The organism is Nannocystis exedens (assembly GCF_002343915.1).
Taxonomy (GTDB): Bacteria; Myxococcota_A; Polyangia; order Nannocystales; family Nannocystaceae; genus Nannocystis; species Nannocystis exedens.
The window spans coordinates 1,538,880-1,552,301 of the sequence record NZ_NETK01000001.1 but is presented as its reverse complement, the minus strand read 5'-3'; the positions used below and the strand labels follow the sequence as shown (position 1 = coordinate 1,552,301).

Below are 13,422 nucleotides of genomic sequence, written 5' to 3'. Positions count from 1 at the left end.
CAGGCCCGGGCCGCGCGGAGAGGGCCGTTTCTTGAGAGCGCGCCTGCGCGTGGAGGTCGCCCATGTCCCGCTGGGTCTCATCTGCCATCCTCGCCGTTTTCACCCTTCCCGCCTGTGCCGATCATGCACCGTCGTTCGCGGCCTTCGCAGCCTACGACTCGAAGATGTCCGGAGGGACAGGTGGCGGCAGCACCGACGGCGCGCCGATGACGACCGCGGAGGGGGGCACGAGCGCGTCGCCCATGGCGACGGCGGGCGACGCGGATGGGACCGACAGCGGTGGCGTGAGCAGCGGCGAGACCGGCTCCACCACCGCGAGCGACGCGGAGCTGCTACAGCCGCGGATCCTCGAGGTCGACATGCCCGCGAAGGTCCACCTCGCGGGGCCGGTCGCCGTGAGCGTCACCACCGAGGACACGAGCCTCGTCCGCGCCTGGCTCGACGGCGTCGAGCTGGAGCCCTTCGCCGACCAGGGCGACGGCGTGTTCGTCGGCGAGGTGCCCATCTTCGGGGCGGTCGACAACGGCGACCACGTGCTCGAAGTGACAGCTTCGAGCGGGCCGTTCGTGGGCCACTGGCCGCCGGTGACGTTCACGGTCTCAGCGCCGGCCCCGGGCGGGCAGGCGTGGGCCGTTCTCGGGCCGAGCGGCTCGACGACTCGGCGCGTCGCCGTCACCCCTGAGGATGACGTGATCGAGGTCGGCTCGGTCGAGGTTGACGGGGTGTCGAAGCCGTCGATCCGCAAGCGTTCCCGCGCGAACGGGAGCGAGCTGTGGTCGGAGGGGACCATCGTCCTCGACTCGCGCGAGGGCGCTGCTGACGCGGTGGCCGTGCTCCCAGACGGGCGCATGTGGATCGCTATGAACGTCAAGAACGCGAACAAGCAGTGGCAGCCGCGGATCGTGCTGCTCGACGCCGAGGGCTACGAGACCGGCGTCGAGGCGCCGACCGAGCCCGGCGCGACCGTGCGGGGGATCGCGGCCGACGACGAGGGCGGAGCCTTCGCGGTCGGGTTCGGAGGCTCGGGCTTCGGAGACATGGACATCGTGATGTGGCGGCTGCGACACGACGGCGTCGCCGTGCATAGCGGGAAGACCTGGGATTATCTTCCGACGCCCGATGCTCCCAAGCACCAGTTCGACGATCTGGCGTTCGACGTGATGATCAAGGACGGCGTCGCGTGGATCGCCGGCGCGAGCACGGGTGAACACGAGTTCAATGTCGCGGCGACGCGCGGTGTCCTCGTGCAGATGGACCCGGAGACGGCCGTCTCGCTGGAGCCCGTGATCGTGGCGCCGCCTTACAGCGACTGGCGCGACAGCATGTTCCTCGCCATCGCCGATCACCCGGACGGGGCGATCGTCACCGGCATGGAGGTCAAGAAGAACGGCAACATGCAGCAGATCACCGTGCAGGTGTATTGGCCCGACGGCGGACGTCCGTACTACAGCAACGCCTTTACAGGCGCGGTGGCCTACGGGACCGGGGTTGCGTGGCTCGCCCACGGTGTCGCGGTCGTGTCGGGCGTCATCCAGGACGGCGGCGTACTTCGCGGAGTTCTCTACGGGCGCGGCGGACCAGGGGCCAACTTCGATCACTACTTCCCTGGCACTGAGCCTTCGGCGGCGAACGGCCTCGCGCGCACCGGCTATGGGCAGGTGCTCGTGGTGGGCGAGCGGACCCTCGGCGGCGTACGCCAGGCCCGAGCAGCGCGCGTTCACCAGTGAGCGCTCGTCACTGGGGGATAAAGGCGTTGCACGCCTCATGCACGAGGCTCGCAGCGGCGCCCTTGAAAAACGGCGCGTAGCTGTCCGCGCAAATGTCGCCGTCTGCGTGATACGGGAACAGCTCGATCACGTCGAGCAGGTGCTGCTGGATCGGAGGGTCGTTGTAGACGCAGTCCGCTACTGGCTCCCCCATGAGGACCTGCGGGATGATCGCCAGCGCGACGACGGCGTGGTCATCCCCGCCCTTAGCCGCCACCACCGCCTCGTAGACTTTCTTCGCGCTGAGCCATGACTCGTCGTCCTCGTTGTCCTTGATGAAGACGAAGACGAGCAGGGCGTCATCGCGGAGAAAGCCCGCGTTGCAACCCTCGGGACCGTTGAGATTGGGCGAGAGGGCCTCCACGAGCGAGTCGGCGACCGGCGGATCGTCACCGAACGTGCCGACCTGAGCGATGCACTTGAACGTCTCCGGGTCCGGCTCGCCGACCATGTAGCGGTTGCCGCCGAGGTCGCACGGCTTATTGTACGCGTAGGGCCCGGCATTGAAGACGAGGCCCGCGCCGAGGGTTTCGTCGCACGGCCCGACCTGATCGACGTACTTCCCGCACTCGTAGTCGACGTCCTCGCCGCAGTTGCCCTTGTTCAAGCACCAGTCCGGTGACTCGCAGTAGTCGCCGCGCCATGTTCCGTCCACGTTCACGCTCATGAGGTGCGCGTCGAAGTCGACGAAGTCCGTAGCGATCGTCTCCATGAACCCGGGGAAGCTGGCGAGCAGCTGATCCTGCTCGTGCCGCATCGTGAATAGCGCCGAGATCAGGAACAGGAAGTCGATCTTGCCCTTGCAGCCCTCGGGCGTCGGGTCGTCCAGGTCCGGCGGCGGCGCCATGTCGAACGTCGACACGGCGCCGGAGCTGTTCGCGGCGCTGTCCTCGCCGCCGCTCCCCGTCGAGGTTGACGAGGTCGACGCCGAGGTCGACGACGCCGCGCCCGAACTGCTCGACGAGGGCTGGAAGGTCGTCACCCCCGGGCCCGTGGCGAAGCCAGAGGGCGCGTCGTTGTTGCAGCCGGTGAGAACGGCAGCGGCGAGCGCGAGACGGCGCATGGCTCCCCTAGCGTAGCGCGGGTGGCGCGTCATGTCACGCGGCTGGCCGGACCGTCGCGGCGCTTCCGGCAGAAGCCCCCGTTGGCGGGCCCGCCGTCAAGGGGCGAGGGCCGCTTCTGCGAGAACCCGGGGCCGGGGATGAAGTGGGAGAGCGCGTCGTCTTTGCGGCGAGGACAAGGGCCGGGCCGAGGGCTCGTAGACGGTTTGGTATGGCACATCACAAGGCGGCATATGTGCGATGAACGTTGATTCAAATCGTCGAACGGTGCCTTGCATGCGAGCTCGACGGCGCTTCACTTCGGAGTGAAGGCGGGGCGTGCAGATCGATCAAGGTGAAGCGTGTGCGTTTCGTTGGGCCTGTACCCATACGAGCTGTCCATGAAGTTCGGCTCGAACACCGCCGAGAGAATCCGTGCGACTGCTGCCTGCAGCAGCCCTGTCCTCGACGGTCGGGATCCCCAGGGCGCGGGTCTTTCCCGCGGCCTTCGGGATCTCCACCCTGCGAACTGGGGAGGGCCGGTATCGTCCGCTCTTCAGCCGAGCATACAGATCTTCCACCCGTTCGGTCAGGTTGCATTCAAAGTCCTTCGTCGTCTCCCCGTCGACCCCGCTTGCTCCCCTCTTGTTGATGCCGCCCCAGCTCCACGCGTTCCCGGATCGTCCGCGGCCTGAAATCCAGCCGCACCGTGTCCCCGGACTCGGTGACCTCAAAGCAGAAAGAATCCGAGAGCACCAGCAGGGTGTTACCCTTGTCATGGCACCACCCCCTCGGGCGCCGGCGTGCCGTTGGCGAACACCGTCGGGTAATAGGTCACGATCCGCTGGTAGTACTTCGCGGCGCAGATCGCCGCGACGATCGGGTCCTGGCCCCGTGATGCTCACGGAGCTCAAGCATGCCTGACGAAGCCGGTGTACCCTGCGAGGTGGGTCCGGGTCGACCACAGAGCCGTGAGCAGAGACGTGCCAAGAGTGCGGCGTCAGCAGTGGTCCTGGCAGCGCCGGTCGAGGCAGGTACTGAGAGCTTGAGCCTTCGTACCTGCGGGGCCGAACGGGCCACCGTTTCTCTGGATGACGTCGCCGCAGGGCCCGAGGCAGTCGATGCCTCGGCAGCCGAACTCCTGGATGCAGTCACGGATGGTCTGGCAGCCGGCGTCGTCCCGGCAGGCCGTATATTCGTCGTAGCACTCCAAGCACGCGCAGACGGTGCATGTGTCTGAAGCGCCCATGTTGATGCATTGTTGCACCTCTTCTGAGGTAGGGCCCGTGGTGGTGCTGGAGCTCTCTGCGGCGGTCATCGCCTCCCCGTTAGTCACATCGCCCGTGGTTGTGCTGGCGATTTCAGTGGTGCCTGCAGTTGAGGTTATCGGCTCCATTTCTAAAGTAGAGCCTGAAGTCGGGAAGCCTCCGGTGCTGGTCGTCGACGAGGACGAGGCCGCCATCGAGGAGTCTCCGGTCGTCGAAACCGAGGCCGTCGTTGAGGACCCACCCGTGGCGAGCTCGGTGCTGCCCTTGGGGTTGTAGAAGCAGGCATTCGCCAGGAGAACAAAGATCCCTGCGAGGCGAGCTCGGTGTTGCCGCAGCATCTCCTCAGGTTACCACGCCAACTGCGCCGCGAAACTCGAGCCCAGCCGCGCCACTCCGAACAGCCCCCATTCCTTGAGGTCATGCCGTCCACCGTGAGCTCGATGGCGGGTGTCGATTTGGCCGCGGAGCCGCTGATCCCCACCTCCGGGACCGCGGAGGTCGGCTCGACGGGCGAGTCATAACAGCTCTACCTGGACGAAATCGAGCATCGTATGCGGCCGGCCGGCCGGCCCTTACTTGCTTGGAGCGCTCTGCAGGCCAGGCTACCGGTGGACGATGTGCAAACGAGGAAGTTCCAAGGCCAAAGCCCCAGAAAAATGGTTCTTGGATGAGCTCGGGCCGCCACCGGTATTGAGCAGCAACACAGCTTGATGTTCTCCGGGCGAGAGATACATCGAGCACGTCACACCAAATCGCACTTCCTCGCCCGGTGCGAGCTCGAGATACTGACCTGGCTGGACGGCGCTGCCGCGAGGAAGGTCGAGCCGGCTGAGCGAGGTCGGCATGATGTTGGCGGTCGTCGCACGCGGCGCTCGACCCGGCGGCGGGATGACCCGTGCGACCATCAGCTGCAGCAGCGACTCGAGCGGCTGCGGCGCCATCGGGTTCTGGATGGCGATCGTCTCGGTCCCCTTGCTGTGCAGGGTGAACTCGAGGCGCAGCGGCTCCCGGGCAGAAAAGTTCGAGGCCAGCCATCGCGCCGCGCCGGTCACGACTCGGACTGGGCTCGCGTAGGCCTCGAGGACGAGCCGGTTGAAGGCGTCCAGCACGGTGACGGCCTCAGGAGGGAGCGCGTCGAGCGCCCAGACCTTGGACCGCATGTTGCTCTCCCGGCCCTGCATCACCAGGGCCATCGGCTGGTCGGGCCCACGCGGCGGCGCGGCGGGAAGATCCCACAGCTTCTGCTGCTCGATCAGGTCCACGAATGCGAGAACCCGGTCGGGTCCGAGCGCGTGCTTGTAGTGCCCGATCTCCGGGCGCTCGTGCATCACGCCCGGGATGCCCAGGTGCATCACACCGTCGGCGGTGAACGTCGCTCCGAGCCGTTGCCGCCAATTCGTCGGGATGGAGTGAGCGATATCGAGTGGCCAGCGAACCGTCATCTCAATCCTCCTACCGCCGAACGATCTTGACCGGCCCAACCATGCTGCCGGCGTGAGCGGCGAAACCCATGCGGAACTCCTCGACGTGGCGCGGGTAGACGACCGAGCCGCTGTTCATGATGCTGTCCGGCACGTCGGCGAAGGCCCGGCTGCCCTCGCACGCCCCGGCGGGGTATTCGTCGTAACAGCCGATGAGGTGGCCGAACTCGTGCGCCCGGACGTCGGGTCCGGCGTCGCCGATCGCCGTCCACCACGTATCCGAATACCACCAGAGGTCGATCTTCCCCCAATTCTGCGCCTTCGGCCCTCCGAGGAAGAGCTTGACCGAGCCATGGCCTGTGCCCTGGACCGCGAGGATGCGGAGTGGGTACTTACAACAGCCGTTGACCCCGCAGTCGCATTTCTTGCCGCGCTTGCAGTTCTTTCGGTGAAAGTAAAACTTGTGGTCCCAAATCGCCTCGATCTGGGCCCTCCATCTTCGCCAGAGGCGCGGCGGGACGCTCGCCACACCCGGTCCACGCACGAAATCAAGCTTGCGTCGTACATACACGCGCCCGAGCGAAACCTCGAAGTCGTACGCGTATGGCCAGTCGATATCATACCCTGCTGGGATCCAGGAGCCGGTAGCCTGATCCTCTATATAAATCGGCGCGACGCGCGTGCCAGTGATCGTCTGGCTTTTTAGATTCTTCGGGTTCCGAAACTCGAGGGCATTGACGCTGTCGGAGGGGCCCTTCAGCGTCCTCTGCACGGCCACCGCAGGGATCGTCACGGTGTAGAGGTGACGCCAGCGCGAGATCCACTCGACCTCGCCGGCGTCGCCCCGGAGCGTGACCGGGAACGCGTCCATCGGTCTCCGTTGCCCAAGGTTGGTGCGCTCCACGCGGACCTGGATGTCCTGGCAGTCGTCGGCGTTTCGAGTCTTGACGGACAGCTTGACCGGGTCGCCGCAGCAGAGCTGCTCCCTCGACCACCGCATCTCGACGAGCTCGGGCTTGCTGGCATCGGTAGCCGCCGCCACGGTGTTGGGCTGGCTCTCGATGCCGGGAGCGTTGCCGGGCGAGCCGCTGTTCTGGATCATCATGTCGGTGAAGCGGAACACGGGCTGTCCCTCCACCTTCACGTCGAACGAGTAGCTGCGCGGGTACGCCTTGCCGCGGGTCTTGCCGGACACGACGCCGCCGAGGGTTCCGGGCTCGTCGCCGCTGCTCGTCGAGAACTGGCTCGACTTGAGCATGATGGGGTGCCCGTCGACGCGGACTTTCTTGCTGCCCTTCGCCGTGTTCCGGGAGAGCGCCGTGTTGACGTAGGGGACGAGAACGGGACCGCTGGGCGTCGGGGTCTTGCAGACGTCGGGCGCGGCCATGCTCGAGCCACCGCTGGCCTTGTGAACGACGGTGAGGTTGTTGACGATGACGGTTGAGGGCACGCGGGTCGCTCCTACCGGGGCATGAGGGTGAGGACTGCGCGCTCGCCGGCGTCGTTCATCGCGCCGACGATGGTACCCCCGGGCTCGGCGTTGCGGCGGGTGAATTCCGTCGCGGCCCAGGCGACGGCGAACGGCACGAAGGCCGCGCCGAGGTCGCCGACGCAATCGACCGGGTGCCAGAGCTGCCAGCCCAGCGGGAGGCCGCCCAGCGCCCGCGGCTCGGCGAGCGCCCACTCGCGGACGCGCCAGCGCTCGCCGGTGTGGTCGACCATCAAGCGCCGATACTCACTGGCCCCCGGCGGGACCGCCAGCGCGGTCTGCAGCGCCCGCGAGAGCGCGCCGGCTTGCGACGGAAGCGAGGGGCTCCAGCCCGCGGCTTCCTGTTCGAGCGCGACGGCCACGACCCGTGCGAGGACGGCCGCTTGACGACCGCGAGCGCCAGCCGCGGTCTCGAGCACGAACGCCGCTGCACCCTCGCCAGGGATGATGCCGCCGGAGCGGTCGGCGGTGTGCAGGCGGCCCTGCGCTAGCAGCTCGTCCAGGTAGGGGCTGTCGAGCGCCGACTCGAAGCCGGCCACGACCGCAGCGTCGATCTCGCCCTTGGACAGCGCCTCGCAAGCGGCGGCGAGGGCGACGGCGCCGCCGACGTGTGCATGCTCCACGAGGTGGATCTGGTCGTTGCCCGCGAGCTCGTCCCACAGGTCGCCGAGGCAAGCGCCGAAGTCCGAGTAGAACTCCGGCAGCACCCCGATGCGCTGACTGGGAGGCGTCGAGAAGTAGAGGCCGACGCGCCGGCCGTGCCAGTCGTGCGAGTACAGCCCGGCCTGCCACAGGGCCTCGTAGATCGGCCTCCTCGTGATCGGCACCGCCTTCTCGCACCACGACGCATCGCGCCCGTCCGCCGCCACCGCGCCCACGTTGATGGGTTCGTCGGCGAAGCTGAAGTGTGGCCAGGGGCGCACGCGCGAGATGCCGGCCCGGATCGCAGCGCACGTCGCGGGCGCGCGAGTGCCGACGGGCGTGTACATGCCGACACCGGTGACGCCGAACGTGTGCTCAGCCATGCGGCGCCTCCTCCGCGTCGATCCGCACCCAGGCGAGGTTGTCGATGCCATCATGGACCGAGACGTGCGCTCGCCAGGTGAGGTCCAGGCGCAACGCGTCGGCGTCGACGTGTAAGGTGTCGAGCGCGGTGGGTAGCTCCCGCACGCAGCGACCATCATGCACAGTCACCCGCACCCGCAGCCTTGGAACGTGGAACCGCAGCCACCGGCCGTCCTGGCGGACCCCGCGGATCTCGACGGGCTCGCCGCCCTCGAGCGCGTGCGGAAGGACCTGATCCGGCGGCGCGACTTGGGCTGCGCGGGGATCGGCGTCGAGAGGGGGGAGCGGCATCCGCGTCCGCTGCCAATCCGCGTCGAAGGTGCCGTGGAAGCTGCGTCGCGGCTGCCAGTGCGGCGGGATGGGACCGAAGGCGCGAGATGGAGGTCGATCGCCAGCCGCGCTCAGGCGGTGCCTCGGATGCTCGAGATTCGGGACCGGGCCGCCGGAGCGGCAGTCCACCATGCCCACGCCGACCGGGTTCTCTGGGCAGCCCAGCGGCGAAGTCCGCGCGAGATCGGCTCCGCCGAAGGCGCGCTCGTAGACGAGCGGGATCCGCTCGAAGGGCTGCGGCGCGCTCGGGTGCAGGCCGGTGACGCCGCGCATCCACACACGGTCGCCGAAGACGAGCGCGTCCTTGGACCAGTTCCCCACACGGAAGGAGACGGCGCCGGTCGTGCCGCCGCGCTCTTCGGGGAAGGCGTGACCGGAGAGCAACAAGTCGGGCAGCGGCTTGAACAAGACAACCTCCGACGCGGCGACCAGGCTCGTAGACGCCGGGTCTCCGCGGTACTGGTCGGCGAGTACGACTGCAGCGTAGGTCGGCCGGAGCACCTCGCCGTCGAGCTCGAAACTCCCCTTCATGACCAACAGAAGTCGCTCCTCACCTTGACCGTCGAGCACGAGCTGAGGCTGCATGGCAAGGTGCGTCGGATTGATCAGCGAGAGCACTGGCGAATGCTAGCGCGTCTGGCGAAGCTGCGAAAGCATGGACTCGCGTGCGGGCACGAGCAGTTGGCGTCGTGCGTGCCGCAAGTTGGCGCCAGTAACCGGTCGTTGTCCCCACTGCTACGCCGCCCGAATTTCCAAGCGGGCGCGGCAGGTCCCAGTGCTGGCGGGGTGGCCATGATGCCGGTATTCGCGAGTGCATCCCTCCCACCCCCACGTGCGGCGTCACTCGGCGGAGGCGGATGGCGTCCTGGGACGAGCCGCACCGGGCAGCGTTTCTCGCCTGGGCGAGGAAGCCCTGGTACTGCTGATGCCGGTCTGGGAGGTGAGGCCTCATCGAGCTGGTGCTCGAACGCAGAAGTAAATTTCCACGCGGCGGTTCAGCGCACGACCCGCTTCGGTGTTGTTGGAGCTCGACCTGGCGGGGCTCCTGGGTTAGTGGCCGTGTGGTGGCCAAACCCGTGAGATTCTGAGTCGCTCCGGACCCACGCGTGACACCCGCGATCCCTCTCGAAACACCCGTTTGATGGAGAATTCGCGGTTTTCGGCGAGCGTGGGTGTTTCTGAGGGGGCGCGTGTCGATTTTGTCGCGACTTGGGCAGATTTCGAGACACCCCTCGAATTAGGACCCGTAGATGGGTCTAGCCGGGCTTGCACGCCACATCACCAATATCCAGACTGAATAGCGTTACCGTGGCCCGGCAATGGGCCGACTTCGTTGTGCCGGTCGTCGGTGTGCCGGTCGTCGTCTCGTCGTGGGGACCCAGCGGTCGTGAGGGCTCATCCGGGCTCGAGCACGAAGGGGTAGGTCACCTTGACGCTGCCGCCTCCCTCGGGCCTGGGAAACACCCAGCGGCGCACCGCGGCGGTGATGCATTCGGGCACGGCGCCGTCGGCGACGCTGCTCTCTCTGCTCGCCGCGTCGGCGACCTTGCCGTCGCCACCCACGGTGAAGTCGATCACGACGCGCCCCTTGAGGTTTGGGTGGCGCGCGAGGCCCTGGTTGTAGCAGAGGCGAACCTCGGCGACGTGCGCCTGGACGATGCGGCGGATGATGTCCTTGTCCAGTCGACCGACGGTGCCGGTGCCCGCGCCGGCCTTCACGGGCCGCCCGTCCGACGCGCTCGCCGAACCCGCGCCCGGTCCCAGGCGGGCCGAATCGATCAGGCGCACGGAGCCACAGCCGCGGGCGATGGCTCCGGCGACCGCACGCCAGGAGCTGTCGTCGCCGGCGGCCACCAGCAGCCGCCGGTCGCCGACCGCGGTGTCGGCCGGTTCGGGGACCTGCGGCGAGCGGACCTGCGACAGCGTCACCTGCTCGCCGTCGACCCGCGCGAGGAACATGTCGAGATAGGGCGCGAGGTCGAGGTCCTCGACGCCGGCCTCCTGCGCCGGAGATTCGAACACGAGCTGCCGCACCGCCCCCGGTTCGCCAGCGAAGACGACGATCGACAGGCTCGGCCGCGGCGGCCCCGCGAGGGCGGCGAAGATCGGGCGCAGCTGTGCGAGGGTCATGCGCTCGTCGAACGCGAGGGCGAGCTCGAGCGGCGGCTCCCCCTCACGGACGAGGCCGGCGATCGCAGCGCGAAGCGCCGGGGGATCGGCCACGCGCACGCCGTCGAGGGTGATCCCCGCGGCGTTGACGGCGATGACGCGCCCCCAAGCGACGCCCTCGCAGGAGCTCGTCACACGCGGCAGTTGCGGCGCAACGTCGGCGCGGAGCCGGTCGCGTTGCGCACACAGCTCGGCATCACCGGCGCTGCACGGACCCTCGAGCACACGCAGCGCGTCGGCGGTCCGCCAGCGCTCGATGAGTGTGTCGGCCACGATCATGGTCGCGGCGCGGCGCAGCGCGGCCGCCTGGTCCGCGAGCGTCGAGCAGGCGAGCGCCTGGTCGAGGCCGGTGAGTCCGGCGATCACCGCCTCGATGGGTCGAGCGGCGATCGACGGCTCGAGCGTCCGGCGCAGCGCGATCGCATAGGCCGCGCTGCACGTGGGATCGACGGGCGCGGGCGGCTCGGGCCAGCGCACGGCCGACAGGTCGAGCGCCTGAAGCGGCGCGTCGCCGCTGGCGAGCACCAGCTCGACGTCCAGCGCCTGGCCCGAGCGCAGTGCGCGGAGCTCCGCCCGGCGAAACGGCAGCAGCGCGGCGACCTCGGGGAGATACGGCTGCAATGCGGGGACGGCGGCGGCGAGGTCGACCTGCATCGCCGCGAGCGCCCGATCGGGCGCAGCGACGCCGAAGATGGTCGCCGGGTCGACCCCGAAGCCGAGCAAGCTGCGGGTGCCGCCGGACTCCACGCGCGTCTGGAGCGTGACCTCGACGTCCGCGCCGAGGGGACCGACGTTCACCGCCGGCTCGTGCTCGGCGGTCTCGAGGTCGTGCACTGCGACCGCGCCGCGCACCTTCGCGGCGGCCAGATCGGTCAGCGCAACCTGCACGATCGTGTTCGCCGGGGTCGTGGGGGGCACCGCATCCGCGGGCGCCTGCGCGACGATCGCGTTCCACATCCGCCGCTTGCCGCCGAGCGGTGCGGCGGGCGTCCCGAACATCGAGAACATCCCGCCACATTCCTGCACGATCGTCGCGAAGTCATCGCCCGGGAGCGGTGGACCCGGGGGCCCGAGCGACTGCTGCGCGGCGGTGGTATCGAAGCGCAGCCACCCGTGCGCCGGCAGGTCCGCGCGCAGCAGCGAGAGCGGCCCGACCGCGTGGGCGGTCCCGGCGTCGACCGCCGCGGCCCCGCGCGCGGTCAGGCTGACGATCGTGCGCAGGCGCAGCGCTACGTCGTCGGCGGTCAGCACCAGCGCGTAGTCCTCGACCTCCGGCGCCTCGTTGCCGTGCAGCGTCTCGCAGGCGGCGAGCATCGCCACCGTCCAACGGACGACCTCGGCGCGCTGCGACGGCACGACGGTTTGCGTGGCGAGGACGCCCTCGCGGGCCATCATCCAGGTCCACAGCGTCGGCAAGCGCTGCGGCCGGACGAGCACGCCGGCGTGGGCTTCACCGGCGAGCACGGTGGTCCCCGCCGTCGCCCGGGCTGCGCCGAGATCCGGCAAGCCGCCGCGCAGCGCCGCGTGGGCGGGATCGGCGAAGAAGCCCTCGGGGGCCAGCGTGCCGCGGACCACGACGAGGCGCACGGCGTCGGCCTCGAGGACGACGGCGAGCCAGTCACCCTCACCGAGCGCCCAGGCCCCGACGGCACGACCGGCGAAGCGGGTCGCCACGGTGGGACCGAGGGCGCCGAACTGCTGCCCGAGCTCGGCAGCGAGGGCCGCCGGGTCGGTCGCCGGCACGAGGATCTGGTGGCGCAGACCCGGCAGCGCGCGCAGGTGCAGCGGGAATCCTGCAGCGATCGTGCCGGGCGGACCGCCGTGCGGGACCTCGGCGAGCGCGAGCACCAGCGGACGCGTCCGGTCCCATGACGCGAGCGCAGGCGCCGTGGTCGCGATGTCGAGCGCAGCGAGCACGAGCTCCGGCCAGCGCGCGGGATCCTCCGAGCCCTTCAAGTACGTCGCCAGCGGCTCGGGCAGCAGGCTCCGCAGACGCGGCTGCAACGCGGCCCAGCGCCGCGGATGCACCACCGCCACGAACGCCGCGCGCTCACCCATCGAGGCCAGCGACCGCGCGGTCCACGGGTCGTCGACCGGCGCCACTGTCGGCACCTCCACGACGGGCGCAGCGGCCCGCTCACAGGCTCCGGTGAGCAGAGCGGCCAGCACCACGGACGAGCGGACGCGGGACATCCGTCGAGCTTGCCATCATCCGGACCGTCGCACGTGGCCGACGAGGCCTGCAGGTCGGTGCCCGCGGCACGGAGTGACTTCCGGACGCTCCAACCCGCGCGGTCAGGTCTTCGACACCCCCTCCACGCAGAGGTTGTCGTCGCCCCAGGCCAACCCGTCATCGCAGCTTCCGCCCTCGGTGCAGCCGCAGCCGAGCGACCCCAGGACGCAGCCCTCGACGCAGAACTCGAGCTCGCAGGCGAGGCCGGCGCCCAGCCGCCCCCGGCCGTGCACGGCTCGCCGGTCATGTCCTCGGACGATCCCGCCGCCGAGACCTCAGTCGGCAGCTCGAGCTCGACCGCGCGATAAACGCCACCACGGTAGACCTGCGGCTAAGCACTGCGCCTCAAGAGCGGCGCGATAAGCGCCCTCCAGGAGCCACTGGGCGGCGCGGTAGGTAACGCCCCCCCAAGGCGCCTCTGGCCAGCTCGACGATCGAGGCTGGGCGAGCAAGAGGGAGCGCGATGGCCCGCTACGGGGAGCTTCAGCTCCTCGTAGCGATTCTTTTACCACATAAACGCAAGGTCTCAACGGTCGTTCTGACTTTGGGACATGGCCCTGAGGCCAGGCTCGTAGACGGTTTGGTATGGCACATCACCAAGGCGGCATATGTGCGATGAACGTTGATTCAAATCGTCGAAG

Annotated in this window: 9 protein-coding genes; 2 read left to right on the top strand and 7 right to left on the bottom strand. The window is 69.0% G+C overall.

Annotated features, from left to right (window positions below; all coding sequences use genetic code 11):
- The first annotated feature begins 62 nt into the window (after nucleotides 1–62).
- A complete protein-coding gene (locus tag NAEX_RS06010) occupies nucleotides 63–1,727 on the top strand; it encodes a hypothetical protein (RefSeq protein ID WP_143825522.1) in 1,665 nt (554 codons plus the stop codon).
- 7 nt (nucleotides 1,728–1,734) lie between these two features.
- Here the strand turns inward: NAEX_RS06010 and NAEX_RS06005 are convergent, their stop codons facing one another.
- Nucleotides 1,735–2,829, bottom strand: a complete 1,095-nt coding sequence (locus NAEX_RS06005; protein ID WP_143141540.1) for a hypothetical protein — start codon at nucleotides 2,827–2,829, stop codon at nucleotides 1,735–1,737.
- Nucleotides 2,830–4,095: 1,266 nt separating this feature from the next.
- On the opposite strand from NAEX_RS06005, the gene NAEX_RS47375 reads away from it, so the two are divergent.
- Nucleotides 4,096–4,350, top strand: a complete 255-nt coding sequence (locus NAEX_RS47375; RefSeq protein ID WP_143141541.1) for a hypothetical protein — start codon at nucleotides 4,096–4,098, stop codon at nucleotides 4,348–4,350.
- A 326-nt stretch (nucleotides 4,351–4,676) separates the two neighbouring features.
- Here NAEX_RS47375 and NAEX_RS05990 read toward each other — a convergent pair whose 3' ends face one another.
- The 6 genes from NAEX_RS05990 to NAEX_RS49740 form a co-directional block, all read right to left on the bottom strand.
- Nucleotides 4,677–5,516: a hypothetical protein gene (locus tag NAEX_RS05990; RefSeq protein ID WP_100793583.1), complete on the bottom strand. Its 840-nt coding sequence runs from the start codon at nucleotides 5,514–5,516 to the stop codon at nucleotides 4,677–4,679.
- A gap of 10 nt (nucleotides 5,517–5,526) precedes the next feature.
- Nucleotides 5,527–6,945 carry a DUF4150 domain-containing protein gene (locus NAEX_RS05985; RefSeq protein ID WP_096326549.1) on the bottom strand — a complete coding sequence of 473 codons (1,419 nt, stop codon included), beginning with the start codon at nucleotides 6,943–6,945 and terminating at the stop codon, nucleotides 5,527–5,529.
- Between the two features lie 11 nt (nucleotides 6,946–6,956).
- Nucleotides 6,957–8,009 (bottom strand): beta-ketoacyl synthase N-terminal-like domain-containing protein, encoded by a 1,053-nt coding sequence (locus NAEX_RS05980; protein WP_170135498.1) that lies wholly within the window; start codon nucleotides 8,007–8,009, stop codon nucleotides 6,957–6,959.
- A complete protein-coding gene (locus tag NAEX_RS05975; protein ID WP_096326547.1) occupies nucleotides 8,002–8,997 on the bottom strand; it encodes a DUF2169 family type VI secretion system accessory protein in 996 nt (331 codons plus the stop codon). Before NAEX_RS05975 ends, NAEX_RS05980 begins: the two co-directional genes overlap by 8 nt.
- A gap of 777 nt (nucleotides 8,998–9,774) precedes the next feature.
- Nucleotides 9,775–12,741: an AgmX/PglI C-terminal domain-containing protein gene (locus NAEX_RS05970; RefSeq protein ID WP_096326546.1), complete on the bottom strand. Its 2,967-nt coding sequence runs from the start codon at nucleotides 12,739–12,741 to the stop codon at nucleotides 9,775–9,777.
- 102 nt (nucleotides 12,742–12,843) lie between these two features.
- Nucleotides 12,844–13,014: a hypothetical protein gene (locus NAEX_RS49740; RefSeq protein WP_170135497.1), complete on the bottom strand. Its 171-nt coding sequence runs from the start codon at nucleotides 13,012–13,014 to the stop codon at nucleotides 12,844–12,846.
- Nucleotides 13,015–13,422: the final 408 nt, after the last annotated feature.